Raw genomic sequence first — 17,092 nt, forward strand, 5'->3', positions numbered from 1 at the left:
CGCGTTTCTCATCGAGCGGATCTGGGAGAATGGGTCATGTCATCCAAAAGCAAAGCCGAAATCTGGGATCAGTGGAAAACAGCCGTCAATATGGCGCCTGCTGAATTGGAGAGCTGGCTGGAGACCGAAGAGAGCAAATCGGTTGGCGACAGTGACAACGGCGAGTCGACGGGACATGCGTCTGGACGTCGGATCGTCAAGATCAAACGCACGAACAAGGATGACCTGACTCAGGAGGACTATGAACACATGGCTAAGGTTGTTGGCTATGTCAGACGACATTGCGCCCAGGGCGGACCCGAGGACGACATTGAAAACAGCCGGTGGCGATACTCGCTGATGAACTGGGGGCATGATCCGTTGAAATCCGATGGGTGTTCCTGACATAGGAGAGGCCAATGACCACAGCGAAGAAAAACGACCCTGAACTCTGGGAAGAAGTGAAAGAAGACCTCACCAAAAGCGGCAAGGGCGGCGAACCGGGGGAATGGTCGGCCCGCAAGGCACAGCTGGCCGTCCAGGAATACAAGCGCCGTGGTGGTACCTATGCCGAAGATGGTCCCGATCAGGAAGATACTGACCTCAATCAATGGAGCGAGGAGGACTGGGGGACCAAATCCGGGGCCGATAGCAGCGAGACCGGAGAGCGATATCTGCCAAAAGAGGTGAGGATGATCCTGACCGAAAAAGAATACCGGCGCTCGACCCGAAAGAAGCAGAGCGATACCCGCGATGGCCAGGAACAATTCTCCGACCAACCAGAGGATGTGCAGGAGAAGGTCGCGCGTATCAAGGAAAGTGGCCCAACCTATGACATGCTCTATGAGCGGGCACAGGATCTTGATATCGCAGGTCGCTCGGATATGGACAAGGATGCCTTGATGATGGCGATCCGCGTGGCAACGGATGAGAACGGGCGCGCCAAGGGCAGCAAGGCTGCCTTGAACGCCCATACGAAGGCGGAGCTTTATGAACGGGCGCAGGATCAGGGGATCTCGGGGCGCTCCGACATGTCCAAAGCCGATCTGGTCGATGCGCTTGCCAAATCGTAGGCGCTGCTTCTGACAGGCGTTGTTGGTGTCGTCGGCTACCCGGCCAATCTGCGCATAGCCATCTCGACCGGGCCATGTTTGGTGTAGCGTGACCAGAGATAAGCGTAAACCGTCGCGGCAGCGCAAAAAACAAGGGCTGCTGACACGGCCGTTTCGGGGGATTGGCCGCCCAATAGCCCCATCTCTTCCAATATGCCCATACCGATCAGAATATGAGCCAGATAGAGCGTCAGTGTCTGGCGCCCAGCGGGCGCGAGCGCCTGCATCACGCCAATGCGGGTCAGAATTGGTGCAAGCAGGAGACAGCCACCGATCACCACACATGCGGTGGAAAGACCAGCAACCATATAGAGCGGCATAGGAGGAATTGGCAGTGTCGTCGCCAAATCGGCCAGGTCAGGGTCGACTTGGCGCAGGCTTTGGACGGCGATGGCGCTCGCCTTTTCAACTGCGGCGTAGGTGATGGCTCCGAAGAAGACCAGATAGATCTGGAACCGCCGGTTTTGCAGCGGCATTCTGGACAGAAGAACGCCAGCCAGGAGAAACGCCAGCCACGGCACGACGGGGTGCCAGCCGTTGAAAAACAAATGGCGCAGGAAACCACGGATCGTCCAGAGATCGGAATAGGAGTAGAGCTGCCAGTCCCAGCCGGTGTCGTAGTCTAGGACGAGGATCATTGCCGGAAACATCAGGATCAGCATCACGATGAGCCAGACGAGGCGCACTGTGGACGCACCGAGTAAGACCGCTCCGAAAAAGAAATATACAGCATAATAGTGCAGGATATCTGCCTCAAAGATCAGCATGTTCACCATCCCCAAGCTAAGCAGAAATGCAGCACGCTTTAACGTCGTCGCAGTGATGCTGGCGGTTGCTCTCCTTGCCGCCAGACCAAGCCCGACACCGGCAAGAACGACAAAGCAGGCCGCCGCGCGCCCTTCAAGCGCCGTACTGAGCAGCGCAACGAGGCCGCTGCCCCCCTCAGCCCCCATGGCAATCTTGAAATTCACGATGACCATTCCGACGAAGGCAAAATAGCGCGCAAGATCTAGGCCTTGCAGACGGGCGGTGTATGAAGGCTGCATTCCAAGTCCGTAATTGAATGAACGTACGTTCACTAACTGGGCCGTGCGAGCCAAGCTTTCAACCCCGGCAGGCAATTCTTCACTGATTAGCTCAGATGAGGTATCAGAATTGCTTCGCCCGGGATCGGTCACCACAGGCGGTAGGCCGGATAGATGCGATGCCCGAAAGGATACGATGAGCGCGATACGGGTGAAACGCGCGTATATCGATCCTTGACTAAAATTTTCGAGGCATCTTATCATGTGAACCATCGCGAACTTATGCTGAGTTTGCGATATATTGACCGGTTGGGGTCGCGTTTTTTTGCGATACTGGAGTGATGAGTAAAGATGCCGAACGCAGTATTGAATGATATTCTGGAACTGGAAGAGTGGCTCGAGTACGTTGGTGGTACGCTCGCCTATAGTGGTAATGCCGATTTGCTTGCAGCATTCAACGCAAGCAATGTGACGCAGCTGACTGTTGGAGAATTTCTGATTATCATCGACGCGGCCGAGCAGGCGATTTTGTCGATCAACTGGCAGGATCTGATCAATCAGATCGCGGAGCTGCTAAACACGCCATTTATCTCTGACCAGCTTACGGCCGCAGAAAAACAGGCCATTCTTGACGCTGTGGCGATGATTGAACCCTCGGATATTACCGAGGGGTTTGACCTGTTGCGCGCCGAGTTCGCAGGCATCAATAGCGGGACTCTTGTTGTAGATGCTATGAATATCGCGGGCGGTGAAACGCCCGTTGGAACTGAAGCCGATGATATCCTCACCGGTACTATCGGCAGCGATGAGGTCGCTCTGTCGGCTGGCGATGATGTCTTCATCGCGGGGCAGGGAGATATCGGTGACGACACTATCCGTGGCGGGTCCGGTGATGATACGATCAACGGAGGATCCGGCCAGGATGTTCTATTCGGTGGTAGCGGAGCAGATCTGCTGCGCGGTGGTTGGGGGTCGGACCTGCTTAAGGGCGGACGTCAGGCGGATGTTCTGAACGGTGCGCAAGGCCATGATACGATATACGGTGAAGGCGGTGCCGACAGGCTGGATGGTGGATCGGGTAACGATCGGCTGGTAGGCGGTTCTGGCCATGATACCATATTGGGTGGAGCAGGTATCGATCGGTTGTTCGGCGGCAATGGAAACGATCTTTTGATCGGTGGCGCGCAAGCGGATTACTTCATTTTCCGTGGTAATTTTGGCGATGATACGGTCCGTGATTTTGCTGCGGGAAGTGATGCAGAAAAAATTGATCTGCGAGCTGTCGTCGAAATTTTGGATCTCTCGGATCTTCGTGACAACCATCTGACGCAGGACGGCAATAACGCCGTGATTGCGGATGGTCTTGGGAACACGATCACCCTTCTCGGGGTCGATATCGGCGACCTCGATGCCGGTGATTTTATATTCTGACAATATGCGGCTTCGGCGGTGCATCTACGTTCTGCCGCCGAAGCACATCCCGACTGGCTGCGCACATGCCTGCGAGCTGGCGATATCCTAACCCAAATCGCGCAGCAGTGCCTGGGATGGGGTGCCGTCCGCTGGCAGGCCGCGGCTGCGTTGGTAGGCACGAATGGCGTCTTCGCTGTTCGGTCCGATGACACCATCTGCACCGCCTGTGTCAAAGCCCTTTGCCGTGAGGCGCTTCTGCAGCTGGATGCGATCATCCTTGGTTAGACCATTGGCATCGGGCGGAAAGCTGCTGCGCAACGGCCCCGCACCGCCGATACGATCAGCGAGGTGGCCGACGCCAATCGCGTAGGCGTCAGAGTTGTTATAGCGCTTGATCGCGCGGAAGTTGCTGGTGACGGCAAATCTTGGACCGCCTGCCTGCGGCTGGATGATTGTGCCACTGGTTGGCGCAGAACCGACCACCTCCCGGCCCCAACGCTGACCCCGTGTCCAGCCGTTGCGGGCCAGATAGGCCGCTGTTGAGGCCAGAGCATCGCTGGGGTCATCCGACCAGATGTCGCGGCGGCCGTCGCCGGTGAAATCGACGGCAAAGGCCTGATAGGATGTGGGAATGAACTGTGTATGCCCCATGGCACCGGCCCAGCTGCCGGTCATGCGGGCTGCCGAGATGTCACCATTCTGCAAGATTCTCAGGGCAGCGATCAGCTGTTTCTCAAAAAACGCTCCGCGCCGACCGTCGAATGCCAGGGTTGATGTTGCTGAGATGACCGGCACGTCGCCCCGGCGCTCTCCGAAGAAGCTCTCCAGACCCCAGATTGCGGCAATGATTTCGGCATCGACGCCATAGGTCTGCTCCAGCGCGTTGAGCGTATTGCGGTGGCGTGCATAGGCCGCGCGTCCTTTGTTCACCCGTTCGTCCGAGGCGGCAATCGAGAGATAGTCTTCGAGGCTGCGCTTGAACTCGGTCTGGTTGCGGTCGCGTTTGATGACACCTGGCAGATAGCCTGCGCTGCGAAAGGCGGTGCTGAGCGTGCTGTTGCTGATCCCTGAAGCCGCAGCGCGTTGGCGGAACTCTGCGACCCAGGCGTCGTAGGCTGCGTTTGGTACCGGGCGAAGATCGTCAGGCAGACCGCTGGCCCTGCCTGACGTCCCGCTACTGGTCGTGCCACCGCTGCAAGCCCCGAGGCCAAGCGCCATAAGTCCAATTCCGAAACCGCGTCGTGAAATGCTCATCTGCCTGCCTGCTGGTTATTCATTTGGGACAACACTAGCGGATCATCGACGCCCTGCAAGGTTTCGACGGCGATAATTTGCCAGCCCAACCGCTGGAAAAAGGCATGCCTACCCTTGGCTTTCAGGCTCGCTCGCGAGCCGGTAGGTCGCGCGCTCGGCGGGGGTCAGCAAATAGATTTCATCCCATGGCGTCACCAGCGCATGGCGCATGATCAATGGATCCACCCCCATGTCCTGAAGGTACTCCATGACCTCGCCTTGGCCGCGCTGGATCTGCTCCACCGCGACAAACGCCGGGAGCACCGTGTTCTGCCCAAAATAATGCTGATGTACACCGATCATCGCATCCGGATCAGCATGTCGCGTGACACCTGCGGCCAGAATATAGGGGCAGGCCGAGAGGCATATGTCGCTGGCGGTCATCACGGTGGCGATCTCGCGCGCCCGCAATGCGCGACCGATTTCAAGCGCGTCGTAAACTGACCCGCCGGGGCTGTTGAGGTACGTCTCTGTCGGGAGGCGTTCCAGAGCGTCGAGATAGGCAACGACCCGTGCGGCGTCGCCTTCGGCGATCCGCCCTGTAAGTGTCAATACCGGCTCACCCTCCCATTCTGGGGTTGCGATGTCCAATCGGTCCGGCATGTCCCGGGTGTCGGGTAGCGGTCTGCTGCCCGGCGCTGGGGCGCGATCCGGCAGTTGATCGGGCGTATACCGCCGGGTTTGGTCGCCCGGACCAATCGGTGCTGTCAGGGCGGGTGCCGATGATGGCCACGCCAGCTGCGGGACGATCTTTGCGAGATCTGTGCCCAGCAATACGGCAGCGAACCCAAATTGCGCCGCCAGCACCCAGCGCAGCACACGCCAGGTTTCCGGCAACCGTCTGCGCCTTGTCGCTGCCAGGTCCTGCTGATGGTCTGCCCGGTCAGTCGGCACGGCGTTTATCGTCCAGATTGGCTATATCCGATGCCGAGCTGCCAGAGGTCACATCTGGGGCCGGAGTGGGGTGGGCAGGGGTGATTGATGCAGCCCGGTCGAGAGAGGTGTCGATATCGCGGATGGCTGCAACGGCGGCCCGCAACTCGGCCAGCGTCATAGTGTCTTCGGTTGCTGCGCCTTCGCGTCCGGCGCGGATAGCAGCCTGTGTGATGGCGATAATCAGAACCAGGACGGCCGGAAGCAGATCAATCGCGATAGCGCCGGCCCAGGAAGGCACAAAGTTCCCCGCATATAAGATAACCGCATCAGCTGCGGAGACCGGCGTATATGTGGTATCGCGCGGGGGCGTCATGCCCAATACGGCGGCAGCAGCCGCGCCCAGCCCGTCGGCGCGCTGCGCCAGCACACGTCGGACGCTGTCGATGGTGGCTTGCTGGCCCTGCCGCGTGGCGGCATCCGATCCGTCCAGCTCGGGGGTGACGACGCTATCGGAGAGATCCCGCGCCGCGCGCTGCACCAGAGGGGCAACCGATAGCTGTCGCAACTGGGTGATCACATTTGCCAGACGAACCGCTTCCTCGGAAAACTGCACCGACCGTTGCGCGACCGGCCCCTGTTCCACCGTCAGGGCGCGCATACGAGACAGGATCGCGTTGCCTTCATCAAAGGCGGATTCGACCAGCGGTTGCTGGCTGGTGATCTGGGTTTCTAGCGCTGCAAGCTCATCTGATTTCTGACGGAGCAATCGGAAGACCGCGCCCTGACCGGCAAAACCGGACAATTGACCGGTTGCTTCCTGCTCGGAAAGGTCGACGAAGGTCTGGCGCACCCGCGCGACGTCCCGGGCAAGGCTCTGGCCGCTTTGGGTGATTTCATCCGCACGTTCCAGGGCTGTCTGGTAGTCCTGAACAGTTACTGCCAGATGCTGTTCAACCGCGGCTGCACCGGCGAGCGCTGCGGCGTTGAGCCAGGACGACATGGCGATTATCGCGAGCGAACCGAGCGCCATTGACAGCACAAGGCCAATGCGGGCGGCCGCCGTGCGTACGGTTGGAACCAGCCGCATCATGTAGGACCAGAACACGAAAATCCCGACCGAGACCGCAACCGAATAGGCGAGCGCCGCAATCACCGAGAACGCGCCGGTATCATCCAGCAACGAAGAAACCCCAAGATAGGTGTAGATACCCGAGGCGACAGCCAGCACGCCAAGAGCGGTGCCGGTGATGCTGTCGAGCCAGCTGAGGTGATTTTCGAGATCGCGAGCATTTTGCGCGGCGCGTGCCTCGCTGCGGCTCAGCCCGGAGGTATGGCCGCTTGTGCGGTCCGAGGGCTGACCGGGGTGCCGAGTGGTCATTCGCAGTGCTCCCTTTTGCTTGCTTCAAGATATGGTGCAGGGGAGAAGATGCAATTGCCGCTCGCGTCAGATCGGTGATTTGGTGCAGTATTTGCGCCAGCCCGGTCGGCGGTGGTCAGTTGTCGTCCTGCGAGTCATCCTTGGCATTGTCGAGATCTGGCCGGTGCTGTTGCGCCCAATCCACGATCGTCAGGATGAGAAACGACAGCACCGCAACCGCTGTGGCTTCGGCAAGGAAGCCAAAACCAACCGCAATCCCCACCACGCCGACAACCCATATTGCGGCACCGCTCCCTACACCGCGAAGTCTGCCCGCTTCTGTCGTAGACATAACGGCACCAGCACCAAGAAACCCGATGCCGCCGACGATACCCTGAATGGTTCGTGACGGATCAATGGCTGCGGTCCCCTCTTCAGCGGCTGCGGCGAGGTTAAGCGTCAGTATGGTCAAGGCACAGCAGCCCAGGCAGATCAGCATATAGGCTCGCGCGCCCAGAGGTTTGTGCTTTATCTCGCGGTCCAGTCCGACCAGCAGCCCCAGAGCGACGGCAAGACAACAGCGCAGAAGAAAGCTGTCGAAGGCGATCATAGCGGCTGTTTGCGGCGCGGACATGTTTTGCCTTTTTTGTGGAGCGACAGATCATCGGGTGTGTCGGGATATGATCATAGTCTTCTATCCTCACAGAAAAAAAGGAAAATTTCCACTGCCGTCTCAGTTATTGCAAAATATCTATGTTTACAGACCGGGGAAGGGAGCGCTATCAATCGACCAATCCAGCGGAGCTTCCGGGTCGTCAGATACCGGGTCCCCAGCCCAAACGAGGTAGAGATGACCGAAACCGCTACTGAAACTGTACTCACAATCTTGCAGCATGATTTTGAAGAGATTGTCAGCGCCTGGATCACGACCCAGAGCGATGAAGGTGTGCAGCGGACCGATCTATTCAGCCATAAAGAGGGGCGCGAGCAGACCAGTGGCCTGATGCGCGCGTTGATCTCGGGGATCGAAAACGGTGCGACCGGTGATCGATTTGATCTCTCCAGCGACGCCTGGGCAGAGCTGCGCAGCGTGCTGGTCGAAGTCACCCAGGAGCGCAGTTCACGGGGTGTGACGCCCAGTGATATGGCCTCCTTTGTGCTGGCGCTCAAAGCGCCGATTTTTTACCGGTTGAAAGATAAACTCGCCGATTTTCCCAGCCAGCTTGTCGAAGAAATCTGGTTCATCAGCCGGGTGATTGATGCCTTTGCGGTCTATTGCGCCGAAGTGTTCATCGCCGAGCGGGATCGTATCATCGAACAGCAGCGCGACCAGATGCAGGAGCTGTCCACGCCTGTGGTCGAACTATGGGACAAGGTGCTGACGCTGCCTCTGATCGGGACGATGGATTCAGCGCGCGCGCAGGAGGTGATGGAGAACCTGCTGGAAACCATTTTACGTCGTGAGGCGGAAGTGGTGATCGTTGATCTGACCGGCGTGCAGACCGTCGATACCCAGGTGGCTCAGCATATGCTGCGTATGGCAGCGGCTGTGCGGCTGATGGGCGCGCAATGTATTATCAGCGGCATCAGCCCGACCATTGCCCAGACGATGGTGCAGCTGGGCGTTGATGTCGGTGAAGTGACCACCCGCTCGACCATTCGCAACGGGTTGGCAGATGCGTTGGATCGGGTCGGCTACGCGATCGTCAAAAAGAAGGACCACTGACATGTCTGCGGCATCGGCCATCTACTTTGTCGAAGGTGTGCTGCTGGTGGCAATCCAGGAAGATATTTCGGATACCGATATTCTGGATCTGCAGGAAGCGCTTTCCGAACGTGTGGTGGCTGATGCGGCTCGGGCTGTTGTGATGGACATCAGCGCATTGGAGATTGTCGATACATTTGTTGGCCGTATTCTGGCGCAGCTGGCCGGTGTCTCCAAGCTGCTGGATGCGCAGACTTATGTCGTGGGTATGCGTCCGGCGGTCGCGATGACCCTGGTTGAGCTGGGTATGGATCTTTCTGAAAGCAAGACCGCGCTGAGCCTCACACATGCCCTGCGTGATCTGCGGGCGCAGAGCCGGGGATGATGCCCACGGATGGTGTTCTGGTTGGCGTATGTGCGCTGATTAGGGACCGTGACGTTATTCATGTGCGCCGAATGGCTGGCCGAGAGATGGAACGACGCGGTGCACGCGCGGGTCAGAAAACCCGATTTGTCACAGCGGTCAGCGAGATTGCAAGAAATGTTATCATGCACGGTGGCGGCGGCGAAGCGCGTATCTATATGCACAGTGACCCCACCGCAATCAGTGTGGTGTGCATCGACAATGGACCTGGTATCGCTGATCTGGACGCGGCGCTCAGGGACGGGTTCAGCACCGCAGGCAGTATGGGACGCGGTCTTGGCGGTGCGCAGCGTTTGACTGATGTGTTCGACGTCGTGACCGAATATGGTAAAGGAACACGCGTGACAATGATGGCTCGCATATGACCCACTGGCTGCCCCTTGCCGATCCAAGCGATGTTTCGGTCTGTCGTCGCACAGCACGTCAGCTGGCGCAGACGGCCGGGTTTTCACGCGCCAGAATTGAGGAAATCGCAATTGTTGCCAGCGAGGCGGCGACCAATGTTTTGCGCTATGCCAAGCGCGGTCGCTGCCTGATGCAGGTCATGCCGGGGGTCGAGGGCCCGCGTCTGGCGCTGATCGTTGTCGATCAGGGGCCGGGGATCGACAGTCTGGAAAAGATGATGCGGGACGGTATCAGCAGCGAGGATTCGGCGGGGCTTGGTCTTGGCGCCATGCAGCGCCTGTCGGACCATTTCGATATCTATTCGACCCGCGACGAAGGCACGGTGGTCGCCTGTGAGTTCCGGCAGACACCCTATCGACCTGCCGCGATGGAGGTTGCGGGGCTTTTGGTGACGCATCCGGCGGAAACGCGCTGCGGGGACGGCTGGGATCTGGCCTGTGTACGTCACAATGCGCGGTCGGACGGGCGGCTGGATCTGATCCTCTGTGATGGTCTAGGCCATGGACATCGCGCTGCTGACGCCGCCGATGCCGTGGTGCATGGGTTTGCCCAGAGGCGAGGCCGGACCCCTGCGACAACGCTGACAGATATTTCAGATGAAATCGCCGCCACACGCGGGGCGGTTGCGGCCTGTGTCGCCGTGGCTGCGGACGGTCGGCGCATGTCCTACGCCGCCGTTGGAAATATCGCGACAATCCGCGCCCGACTGGGCGAAACAAAGCGATTTGCGACCCGTGACGGTCGTCTTGGTGCCGGTCCGGTTGCGCCGTTTTCGGACGAGATCGACCTGTTGCCCGGTGATACGGTTATCTTGCACAGTGACGGTCTTCTGACTTTACGAGACCTGCACGAAAAACCCGCTTTGCTGATGCGTTCAGCCTTGCTGATTGCGGGGAAACTTATGGCTGAGAACTTCCGTGGACGCGACGACGCGGGTCTGGCGGTCATCAAAATCGCGAAAGAGAGCTAACCTCGTGTCTACGGCATTGATAACGGTGAAAATCGACACGGAACAGGATGTTCTGAGGCTGCGATTTATTGCGATGGCGATTACCAAAGCGCTGCATTTCGGCACGTTTGCCCAAACGCGGGCGGTAACGGCCCTGCTTGAGGCTGCGCGCAACGCACAGCAGCATGCCAGCGGCGGGCGGGTTCGGCTCGGCCTGAGGGACGAAAGCAACAAGGTGGCGCTACGGGCCACCATCACGGATCAGGGGCCGGGGATAGAGGGACTTGATGATATCATGCGCGGACGGCGCGCCGCAGCAGCGTCAGCCCGGGCGGGTCTGGGGCTGGGGTTGCGCGGTCTGTCACGCCTCGCGGATCATCATTCGGTGCGCAGCAACCCGGAGGGTACGGAGATAGAGCTGCTGTTTCTCAGCCCGTTGAGAAGCAATGAGATGAGCGAGGCGACGCAGGCCGCGACAGAGGCCATCAGCAAGATACGCGGCGCAGATCCGACCGCAGAATTGGCGGAGCAGAACCGTATGTTGCTTGAGGCACTGACGGAGCGTGATCTCCTGATGAAGGAAGTGCATCACCGCACCGGCAACAATCTGGCCTTGATCGGTGCCCTTATCCGAATGAGTCGACGTGGGGCCGAGTCTGAGGAGACGATTTCTGTGCTGTCCGATCTGGAGGCACGTGTTCAATCCGTCATCCGGGTGCATGAGCAGTTGCAGCGCTCCGCGCGGGTCGATCACTTGCAGGCATTGCCTTTCCTGCGGGAGGTTGCGGCCAATGCCGAAGGGGCGTTCAACTCAGAGGCCCTGAAGGTGGCGGTCGCAGTTCTCGGCGATGACATCGAAATCCCGAGCTCGATGGCGATTGACCTGGGCCTTCTGGCGGGCGAGTTGCTGACAAATGCCTACAAGCACGCTTTTGTCGGGCGGGATCATGGGGAAATCCTGATCGAACTGACAGAGCAGGACGAGGCATTGCGGCTGGTGATTGCTGATGATGGGCATGGTTTGGCTGAGGGTGATGCCAGACCCGAGCGGTCCGGGTCGCTCGGTTGGCGGATGATCCGCAGCATGGTTGGGAAATATGCGGGCACGACGGAGGTGGATGGCTCCAATGGCATGCGGGTTGTGTTTACCTTGCCGTTTGAGCCGAGCAATAGCAGCGGATTATCCTGAGCGGGCCAAGTCGCACCAATAGGAGACGCCCCCGTCGATGGCATCATCGTTGAAATCATACCCGGGATTGTGCAACGGCATGGCGTGCGGACCCTCTGTGCCATTGCCCATCAGGAGAAATGCCCCGGGCCGATGTTGTAGGAACGCGGCGAAATCCTCCGAAAACCCGACACGCCCGTAAGCGGGGTCAACGCTGCCGACCCGTCCAGCCGCAGCCACGGCACGCGCTGTGCCCTCCGGCTCATTGACCAGAGGCTGAAACGACGTGGAGTAGTCCACTTCGCAGACGGCCCCATGTGCCATGGAGATCCCATTGGCAATGGCCCGCATCCTCTCTTCGATCCTGGCAGAGACATCTGCCTCAAAACCACGACAATCCCCTGATATTACGACGTTACTCGCCAGAATATTACGCGCACCATCGGTTTCAAAATCCGTGACGGAGACAACGCAATGATCCCGGGCAGAAACGGAGCGCGAAGTAATGGTCTGCAGCTGGGTCACGATTGCGGCCCCGGTCACAATCGGATCAATCGCTTTTTCAGGCATCGAGGCGTGGCCGCCGCGCCCAGTAATCCTAATTTCAAAGTTATCTTCAAAGGCACAGAACGGACCGGCCTGGGTTGCGAACTGGCCGATTGGCAGCCCCGGCATATTGTGCAGTCCGTAGATCCGGCTGATGTCAAAGCGGTCGAATAGACCATCGGCAATCATCGCGGCCGCGCCTGTGCCGTTCTCCTCATCTGGTTGAAACAGAAAATGGACGGTGCGGTCGAATGTTGGGTCAGCTGCAAGGCGAAGGGCAGCGCCCAGGAGCATCGTGCTATGCCCGTCATGACCGCAGCCATGAAATCGCCCGGGCGTTCGCGAGCGATAGGAGAGGTTCGTGGCTTCCTCAATCGGGAGCGCATCCATATCAGCACGCAGTGCAACCCCCGTGGTGTCCCCGCCGCGTCGGAGCGTGGCGACAACCCCCGTCCCGCCGATCCCGCGAGTGACCTGCAATCCTGCCGTTTCCAGGACCTTCGCAATCGCATCGGAGGTGCGGTTCAGGTCAAACCCGGTCTCCGGGTGCATATGGAGATCGCGACGAAAGGCGACAAGATCCAGATCAGGCATCTTCGACCCTGCCTTCTGATAGGATCACCAATGGGCGCATCTCAGGGTATGTGCCAACCTTGATGTCATGCAATAGGGCGGTTAGGCCTGCTGTTCCCGACGGGGTGCTGGGGATTCCGAGGTCTGCGGCGGCATCAACGCCGCTGAGAGCGGCCCTATCGGAAATAGTGGAATAGCGATCAGCGGTCTTTGACAGAATCTCATAGGCAAGCATTGAGGGTGTCTTGCAGTCGAGCCGCCCCATATTGGAGACCGGACCCTCAACCGTCACCATCTCGCCCGCCCGCGCGCTATGCTGAAGACAGGGCGCGGCATCCGGCTCAACAACGATGATTTCAGGCTGAACTTCCCAGTTTGCACGGATCATATAAGCCATAGCACCGGCCAGACCGCCGACGCCGGCCTGCAAATAGACATGGGTCGGCCATTGACCAGAGCGCGCAAAACTGTCGCGCATTTCCTGTGCAATGACCGTATAGCCCTCCATCACCAGTCGGGGTGGCTCGGTGTAGCCGGGCCAGGAACCATCTGCGAGATGAACTGCGCCACTTTCTGCGGCATCCTTGATAGCCGCTGCAATGCTCTCTTCGTAGGTGGCGCCGGAGCGTATCACCTCAGACCCTTTTGCTCGGAGCCGCTGCACGAAATCCTCAGGTACAGTCTTGGCCAGGTGGATCCGGCATTTAGCGCCAAAAAGACGTGCCCCGGCGGCGACGGCCATGCCATGGTTCCCGGCACTGGCGCAGACGAAGGTAACCCCTGAAGCAGCGGCCCGCCCGCGATCACTGGCCAGATCCGCCGCTGTCAGACCGGTTTCGCGTATCAGCAGCTGCGCTACCGCATAGACACCGCCCATCGCCTTGAAGGCCCCAAGACCCATTCTGTTGGTTTCATCCTTGATCCACACCTGCTGACCGTCGACCTCGTGCTGGACAAGCGGCGAGGGGCGATAGGCCGGGCAGGCGGTCAGCATCTGCTGGGGCTGGGCGGGGTCGAGCGTGACATTGATCTTGTTCATGGGGCCAGTCTAGGAAAGGTTGTTGCTGTATTCCGATCAAATTTGGGTACATTACGAGAAATTCTTGCATCATGAGGGGCAAGTATGGGGGAAAGACTCGACAAGGCTGATGTGACCCTGCTGACACTCCTGCAGCGCAATACACGGCTTGGGCTGGAATCACTTGCGGTTCAGGCAGGGTTGTCTGCGGCCTCGGTTCAGCGGCGGCTGAAATCACTGCGCGAGCGCAGGGTGATCACCGGTGAGATCGCGCTTGTCGATCCAGCCAAGGTTGGTATGCCCATGACATTTGTGGTGATGGTCGAGCTGGAGCGTGAGCGCCTCGATCAGATCGACGCGTTCACCCGCCGGGCCGGATCCGAACCGATGGTCCAGCAGTGCTACTATCTGACCGGCGAAGCGGACTTCTGTTTGATTTGCACCGCATCTGATATGGAGGCCTTTGAAGAACTGACCAAACGATTGTTTTTCGAAGACTCAAATGTGCGACGGTTCCGGACCTCGGTTGTAATGGGGCGCAAGAAAGTCAGCCTTGAAGTTCCGGTCTCCGCCGGATGAAATGACCACTGGCGGCTGCGGGCGTCTGACGAGTTCCGACGGCAATAGGGCAGCCTGTTGCGCGTTCATTTTGCGATTGGCGGGAGGGTTGAGCGTGGTGGCTCGTTTACTGTGTTTTCTGTTTTGTTGCGTGCTCCCCTTGGGGGCCGCATCGGCTATGGATCGTGCAGAGGTTGAGGGCCAGTTTCAGCGCTGGCTGCTGCAGGAGATATGGCCCGAGGCACAGGCTGCCGACGTTCGACGGACGACCTTCGATACTGCGTTTTCCGGGGTTAAACTAAACTGGGATCTGCCGGATCTGGTCCCCCCGGGCACTAAGGCCAACCCTCCCCGTCGCCAGCGTCAGGCGGAATTTGGCGCGCCGGGGCGCTACTTCAATCGCGGCTCTGTTGACGGTGCGACATCGGTCGGACGCCGGATGGCGAAGCGACATGCAGCTGCCCTGCAACAGACCGAACGCCGTACCGGGGTACCGGGGCGGATTATTCTGGCGATCTGGGGGCGCGAGAGCGGCTATGGTCAGGTGAAGATCCCTCACAATGTGTTTGAGGTGTTGGGCACCAAGGGCTTCATGAGCCGCCGCGCTCCCTATTTTCGCCAGGAATTGATTGCAGCCCTGCAGATCGCCGAGGCCGGGCATGCGCCGGGCAATGTGATGAAGAGCAGCTGGGCTGGCGCATTGGGCCAGCCTCAGTTCATGCCTTCCAGTTTTCTCAAGTTTGCCGAAGACGGCGACGGCGATGGTCGTGCTGATATTTGGCGTTCCGAGGCAGATACAATTGCGTCTATCGGTGGTTATCTGGCGCGCCATGGCTGGGACAAATCGCGAGACTGGGGGTTTGAGGTTTCCCTACCGGATGCGGTTTCATGTGCCCTAGAAGGCCCGGATCAGGGGCAAACCATCCGTGACTGGGAAGCGCTGGGTGTCCTGCGTAGTTCTGGACGGCCCTTTCCGCAGCATGAACAAGACGGCGTTGCCTTTCTGATGCTGCCCGCTGGGCGGAATGGTCCCGCGTTTCTGGTCACCCCGAACTTTTATGTGCTGAAAGACTACAACAAGAGCGACCTCTATGCGCTATTTGTGGGGCATGTCGGTGACCGCATTCAGTTTGGTGTCGGAGATTTCCAAGGTCAATGGCGACAGGTCGACAACATGTTGCGATCTGACGTCGCGGCGATGCAGCGCGGGCTGGAGCGACTTGGCCATGACGTCGGCGGCGCCGACGGGCTCGCGGGGTTCAAGACCCGTCGCTCGATCGGCCGCTGGCAAGAGGCGGCTGGGCGGCGGGCCACATGTTTCCCGACCTCAGCGATGCGGTCTGATCTTGCCCGGTGATAGCCGCTACCGGTTGATAGCCCCTGTCGGATGCGCGCCGGCGGTAATCTCGCCGAAGTCTGGATGGCCATGACGATCCAACCAGTGAAAGAAGCTGGCGATCATAGCTGCCAACCCGTGCCGTGGCACTGCAAGACTGTCGCGTCTGGTGAAGTCAAACTGCGTCGGCAGCACGGGATCTGTCCCCTTGGGGACAGCGGTTGGCAAGGCACCTGCTGGAACAAATTTGGCGATTTCGCTGTAGATTTCGGTCCATTGCCAACTTCTGGCGACTGCGAAATAACGTCCCTCGGACCCCGGTTTTTGCAAGGCGGCCAGACAGAGCGCCGCCAGATCGGAGGGATGGATCAGCGACATGGACCCCTTTGGCGTCTGATGATGCCAAGGATGCGCCCCGACCGCCATATCACGGAGGCGCCCCAGAATATGCCCTTGATCATGGCAGGGCAGAACACCGGGTCCGACGATCATACCTGACAGCAAGATGATCAGACGCAAATCCCGGTCCTGTGCAAGGCGCGCCGCCGCAACTTCCATTGCCGTTTTCTGTGCGGCGATGAATTTCCGTTGCTGGATTTGAAGCTCGAAATCGGAGTGGTGTCGCAGTTCATTTTTGATCTGGGGCGCGTTCTCTGGCTCGGCGGATGCCGTGCTCGACAGTAGGACGATATCGGAAATACCGCTCAGATGTGCTGCTTCGATCAGATTGTGACAGGCTGATTGTGCGGGTATTACGCAATGCTCCAGGCCCGTTTCCCGATCCAGGTCACCCGCAGCAGTCCCATCAGGCGCCTTGCGGATGGAGGGCAGGCAGGCGATCACCAATGCGTCGGCACCATCAAGCGCGGGGGCAAAACTCTCAGGATCAGCAGTATTTGCTGAGACTAGTCGGAGCCGCTCCTTGGCACCGGGCAGGGCCATCAGGTGAATGGTTTTTGAGCTGTCCGTCGCATCTCGCAGTGTACCGGTCACGCGCCAACCGAGTGCAAGGGCTGCGCGGGTAATATGCGCGCCTGCAAGACCGGAGGCGCCTGCGACACAAATATGCCGGGGACCTGTCGGCCTGCTGGGGATGGTTGTCTCCTGCGTGTATCGAGAGGCTCCGGTTCCGGTCATTGCGTGTTCCCACGGATTAATAGGTAGATTATGGCGGCGCTTGTTTAAGCCTGCGCAGGCTGGCAGCGGGCGGTCGAAATTGCACATCGAAAATCCTGAGGCTTCCCCTCGGCGCGTTTTGGAACCCCGTTGATCAAGCCGGCTGCGCAGGTCTGCCTCAGAAATCCTGAGGCGCTGTTTTCAAACTTTCGATTGGATGTGGCACCGGCTTTGGCTGA

Annotated in this window: 18 protein-coding genes; 10 read left to right on the forward strand and 8 right to left on the reverse strand. The window is 59.2% G+C overall.

Annotation, left to right across the window (positions count from 1 at the left end; all coding sequences use genetic code 11):
* Positions 1-36: 36 nt before the first annotated feature.
* Together VWY60_RS00100 and VWY60_RS00105 are read left to right on the forward strand one after the other, a co-directional pair.
* On the forward strand, positions 37-384 hold the full coding sequence (locus VWY60_RS00100; RefSeq protein ID WP_416539547.1) for a DUF3140 domain-containing protein: 348 nt from the start codon (positions 37-39) through the stop codon (positions 382-384).
* A 14-nt stretch (positions 385-398) separates the two neighbouring features.
* A complete protein-coding gene (locus tag VWY60_RS00105; protein WP_416539548.1) occupies positions 399-1,052 on the forward strand; it encodes an aspartate-semialdehyde dehydrogenase in 654 nt (217 codons plus the stop codon).
* 35 nt (positions 1,053-1,087) lie between these two features.
* Here the strand turns inward: VWY60_RS00105 and VWY60_RS00110 are convergent, their stop codons facing one another.
* Positions 1,088-2,137 carry a DUF418 domain-containing protein gene (locus tag VWY60_RS00110; RefSeq protein WP_416592400.1) on the reverse strand — a complete coding sequence of 350 codons (1,050 nt, stop codon included), beginning with the start codon at positions 2,135-2,137 and terminating at the stop codon, positions 1,088-1,090.
* Positions 2,138-2,467: 330 nt separating this feature from the next.
* Between VWY60_RS00110 and VWY60_RS00115 the strand changes: the two genes are divergently transcribed.
* Complete coding sequence (locus tag VWY60_RS00115) at positions 2,468-3,547, forward strand: calcium-binding protein (protein ID WP_416535416.1); 1,080 nt, start codon at positions 2,468-2,470, stop codon at positions 3,545-3,547.
* Positions 3,548-3,634: 87 nt separating this feature from the next.
* On the opposite strand, the gene VWY60_RS00120 is transcribed toward VWY60_RS00115, so the two are convergent.
* From VWY60_RS00120 to VWY60_RS00135, 4 genes are all read right to left on the reverse strand, one after another.
* Positions 3,635-4,783 (reverse strand): lytic murein transglycosylase, encoded by a 1,149-nt coding sequence (locus VWY60_RS00120; RefSeq protein WP_416539550.1) that lies wholly within the window; start codon positions 4,781-4,783, stop codon positions 3,635-3,637.
* 108 nt (positions 4,784-4,891) lie between these two features.
* Entirely contained in the window at positions 4,892-5,659 is a 768-nt protein-coding gene (locus VWY60_RS00125; protein WP_416539551.1) for an ATP-dependent Clp protease proteolytic subunit, read from the reverse strand.
* Between the two features lie 46 nt (positions 5,660-5,705).
* Positions 5,706-7,076 carry a hypothetical protein gene (locus VWY60_RS00130; RefSeq protein ID WP_416539552.1) on the reverse strand — a complete coding sequence of 457 codons (1,371 nt, stop codon included), beginning with the start codon at positions 7,074-7,076 and terminating at the stop codon, positions 5,706-5,708.
* A 115-nt stretch (positions 7,077-7,191) separates the two neighbouring features.
* Positions 7,192-7,689 (reverse strand): MgtC/SapB family protein, encoded by a 498-nt coding sequence (locus VWY60_RS00135; RefSeq protein ID WP_416539553.1) that lies wholly within the window; start codon positions 7,687-7,689, stop codon positions 7,192-7,194.
* 216 nt (positions 7,690-7,905) lie between these two features.
* On the opposite strand from VWY60_RS00135, the gene VWY60_RS00140 reads away from it, so the two are divergent.
* The 5 genes from VWY60_RS00140 to VWY60_RS00160 are packed head-to-tail and all read left to right on the forward strand — an operon-like array spanning position 7,906 to position 11,727.
* On the forward strand, positions 7,906-8,781 hold the full coding sequence (locus tag VWY60_RS00140; protein WP_340547606.1) for an STAS domain-containing protein: 876 nt from the start codon (positions 7,906-7,908) through the stop codon (positions 8,779-8,781).
* A 1-nt stretch (position 8,782) separates the two neighbouring features.
* Entirely contained in the window at positions 8,783-9,145 is a 363-nt protein-coding gene (locus VWY60_RS00145; protein ID WP_416535420.1) for an STAS domain-containing protein, read from the forward strand.
* Positions 9,142-9,549, forward strand: a complete 408-nt coding sequence (locus VWY60_RS00150) for an ATP-binding protein (protein WP_416539554.1) — start codon at positions 9,142-9,144, stop codon at positions 9,547-9,549. The genes VWY60_RS00145 and VWY60_RS00150 overlap by 4 nt, the downstream gene beginning before the upstream one ends.
* Positions 9,546-10,559: an ATP-binding protein gene (locus VWY60_RS00155; RefSeq protein WP_340547609.1), complete on the forward strand. Its 1,014-nt coding sequence runs from the start codon at positions 9,546-9,548 to the stop codon at positions 10,557-10,559. Before VWY60_RS00150 ends, VWY60_RS00155 begins: the two co-directional genes overlap by 4 nt.
* 4 nt (positions 10,560-10,563) lie before the next feature.
* Entirely contained in the window at positions 10,564-11,727 is a 1,164-nt protein-coding gene (locus VWY60_RS00160; RefSeq protein ID WP_416539555.1) for a sensor histidine kinase, read from the forward strand.
* Here the strand turns inward: VWY60_RS00160 and VWY60_RS00165 are convergent.
* Both VWY60_RS00165 and VWY60_RS00170 read right to left on the reverse strand, forming a co-directional pair.
* A complete protein-coding gene (locus VWY60_RS00165) occupies positions 11,719-12,846 on the reverse strand; it encodes an amidohydrolase (protein WP_416537960.1) in 1,128 nt (375 codons plus the stop codon). The genes VWY60_RS00160 and VWY60_RS00165 overlap by 9 nt on opposite strands.
* Positions 12,839-13,864, reverse strand: a complete 1,026-nt coding sequence (locus VWY60_RS00170) for a pyridoxal-phosphate dependent enzyme (RefSeq protein ID WP_416539556.1) — start codon at positions 13,862-13,864, stop codon at positions 12,839-12,841. Before VWY60_RS00170 ends, VWY60_RS00165 begins: the two co-directional genes overlap by 8 nt.
* 84 nt (positions 13,865-13,948) lie before the next feature.
* On the opposite strand from VWY60_RS00170, the gene VWY60_RS00175 reads away from it, so the two are divergent.
* Both VWY60_RS00175 and VWY60_RS00180 read left to right on the forward strand, forming a co-directional pair.
* Positions 13,949-14,422, forward strand: a complete 474-nt coding sequence (locus VWY60_RS00175) for an Lrp/AsnC family transcriptional regulator (protein ID WP_340547613.1) — start codon at positions 13,949-13,951, stop codon at positions 14,420-14,422.
* Between the two features lie 94 nt (positions 14,423-14,516).
* Entirely contained in the window at positions 14,517-15,758 is a 1,242-nt protein-coding gene (locus VWY60_RS00180) for a lytic murein transglycosylase (RefSeq protein ID WP_416539557.1), read from the forward strand.
* 6 nt (positions 15,759-15,764) lie between these two features.
* Here VWY60_RS00180 and VWY60_RS00185 read toward each other — a convergent pair whose 3' ends face one another.
* Positions 15,765-16,874 carry an NAD-dependent epimerase/dehydratase family protein gene (locus VWY60_RS00185; protein WP_416539558.1) on the reverse strand — a complete coding sequence of 370 codons (1,110 nt, stop codon included), beginning with the start codon at positions 16,872-16,874 and terminating at the stop codon, positions 15,765-15,767.
* Positions 16,875-17,092 lie beyond the last annotated feature (218 nt).

The sequence above is a fragment of the Phaeobacter sp. JH20_26 genome, assembly GCF_048056275.1.
Taxonomy (GTDB): domain Bacteria; phylum Pseudomonadota; class Alphaproteobacteria; order Rhodobacterales; family Rhodobacteraceae; genus Phaeobacter; species Phaeobacter bryozoorum.

What these genes read in the sequence shown, in the direction of transcription:
- VWY60_RS00175 (WP_340547613.1), top strand. Translation starts at nt 13,949, where the DNA reads ATGGGGGAAAGACTCGACAAGGCTGATGTGACCCTGCTGACACTCCTG.
- VWY60_RS00115 (WP_416535416.1), top strand. Translation starts at nt 2,468, where the DNA reads ATGCCGAACGCAGTATTGAATGATATTCTGGAACTGGAAGAGTGGCTC.
- VWY60_RS00130 (WP_416539552.1), bottom strand. Translation starts at nt 7,076, where the DNA reads ATGACCACTCGGCACCCCGGTCAGCCCTCGGACCGCACAAGCGGCCAT.
- VWY60_RS00165 (WP_416537960.1), bottom strand. Translation starts at nt 12,846, where the DNA reads ATGCCTGATCTGGATCTTGTCGCCTTTCGTCGCGATCTCCATATGCAC.
- VWY60_RS00120 (WP_416539550.1), bottom strand. Translation starts at nt 4,783, where the DNA reads ATGAGCATTTCACGACGCGGTTTCGGAATTGGACTTATGGCGCTTGGC.
- VWY60_RS00100 (WP_416539547.1), top strand. Translation starts at nt 37, where the DNA reads ATGTCATCCAAAAGCAAAGCCGAAATCTGGGATCAGTGGAAAACAGCC.
- VWY60_RS00185 (WP_416539558.1), bottom strand. Translation starts at nt 16,874, where the DNA reads ATGACCGGAACCGGAGCCTCTCGATACACGCAGGAGACAACCATCCCC.
- VWY60_RS00140 (WP_340547606.1), top strand. Translation starts at nt 7,906, where the DNA reads ATGACCGAAACCGCTACTGAAACTGTACTCACAATCTTGCAGCATGAT.
- VWY60_RS00135 (WP_416539553.1), bottom strand. Translation starts at nt 7,689, where the DNA reads ATGTCCGCGCCGCAAACAGCCGCTATGATCGCCTTCGACAGCTTTCTT.
- VWY60_RS00145 (WP_416535420.1), top strand. Translation starts at nt 8,783, where the DNA reads ATGTCTGCGGCATCGGCCATCTACTTTGTCGAAGGTGTGCTGCTGGTG.
- VWY60_RS00105 (WP_416539548.1), top strand. Translation starts at nt 399, where the DNA reads ATGACCACAGCGAAGAAAAACGACCCTGAACTCTGGGAAGAAGTGAAA.
- VWY60_RS00170 (WP_416539556.1), bottom strand. Translation starts at nt 13,864, where the DNA reads ATGAACAAGATCAATGTCACGCTCGACCCCGCCCAGCCCCAGCAGATG.
- VWY60_RS00150 (WP_416539554.1), top strand. Translation starts at nt 9,142, where the DNA reads ATGATGCCCACGGATGGTGTTCTGGTTGGCGTATGTGCGCTGATTAGG.
- VWY60_RS00110 (WP_416592400.1), bottom strand. Translation starts at nt 2,137, where the DNA reads ATGCAGCCTTCATACACCGCCCGTCTGCAAGGCCTAGATCTTGCGCGC.
- VWY60_RS00155 (WP_340547609.1), top strand. Translation starts at nt 9,546, where the DNA reads ATGACCCACTGGCTGCCCCTTGCCGATCCAAGCGATGTTTCGGTCTGT.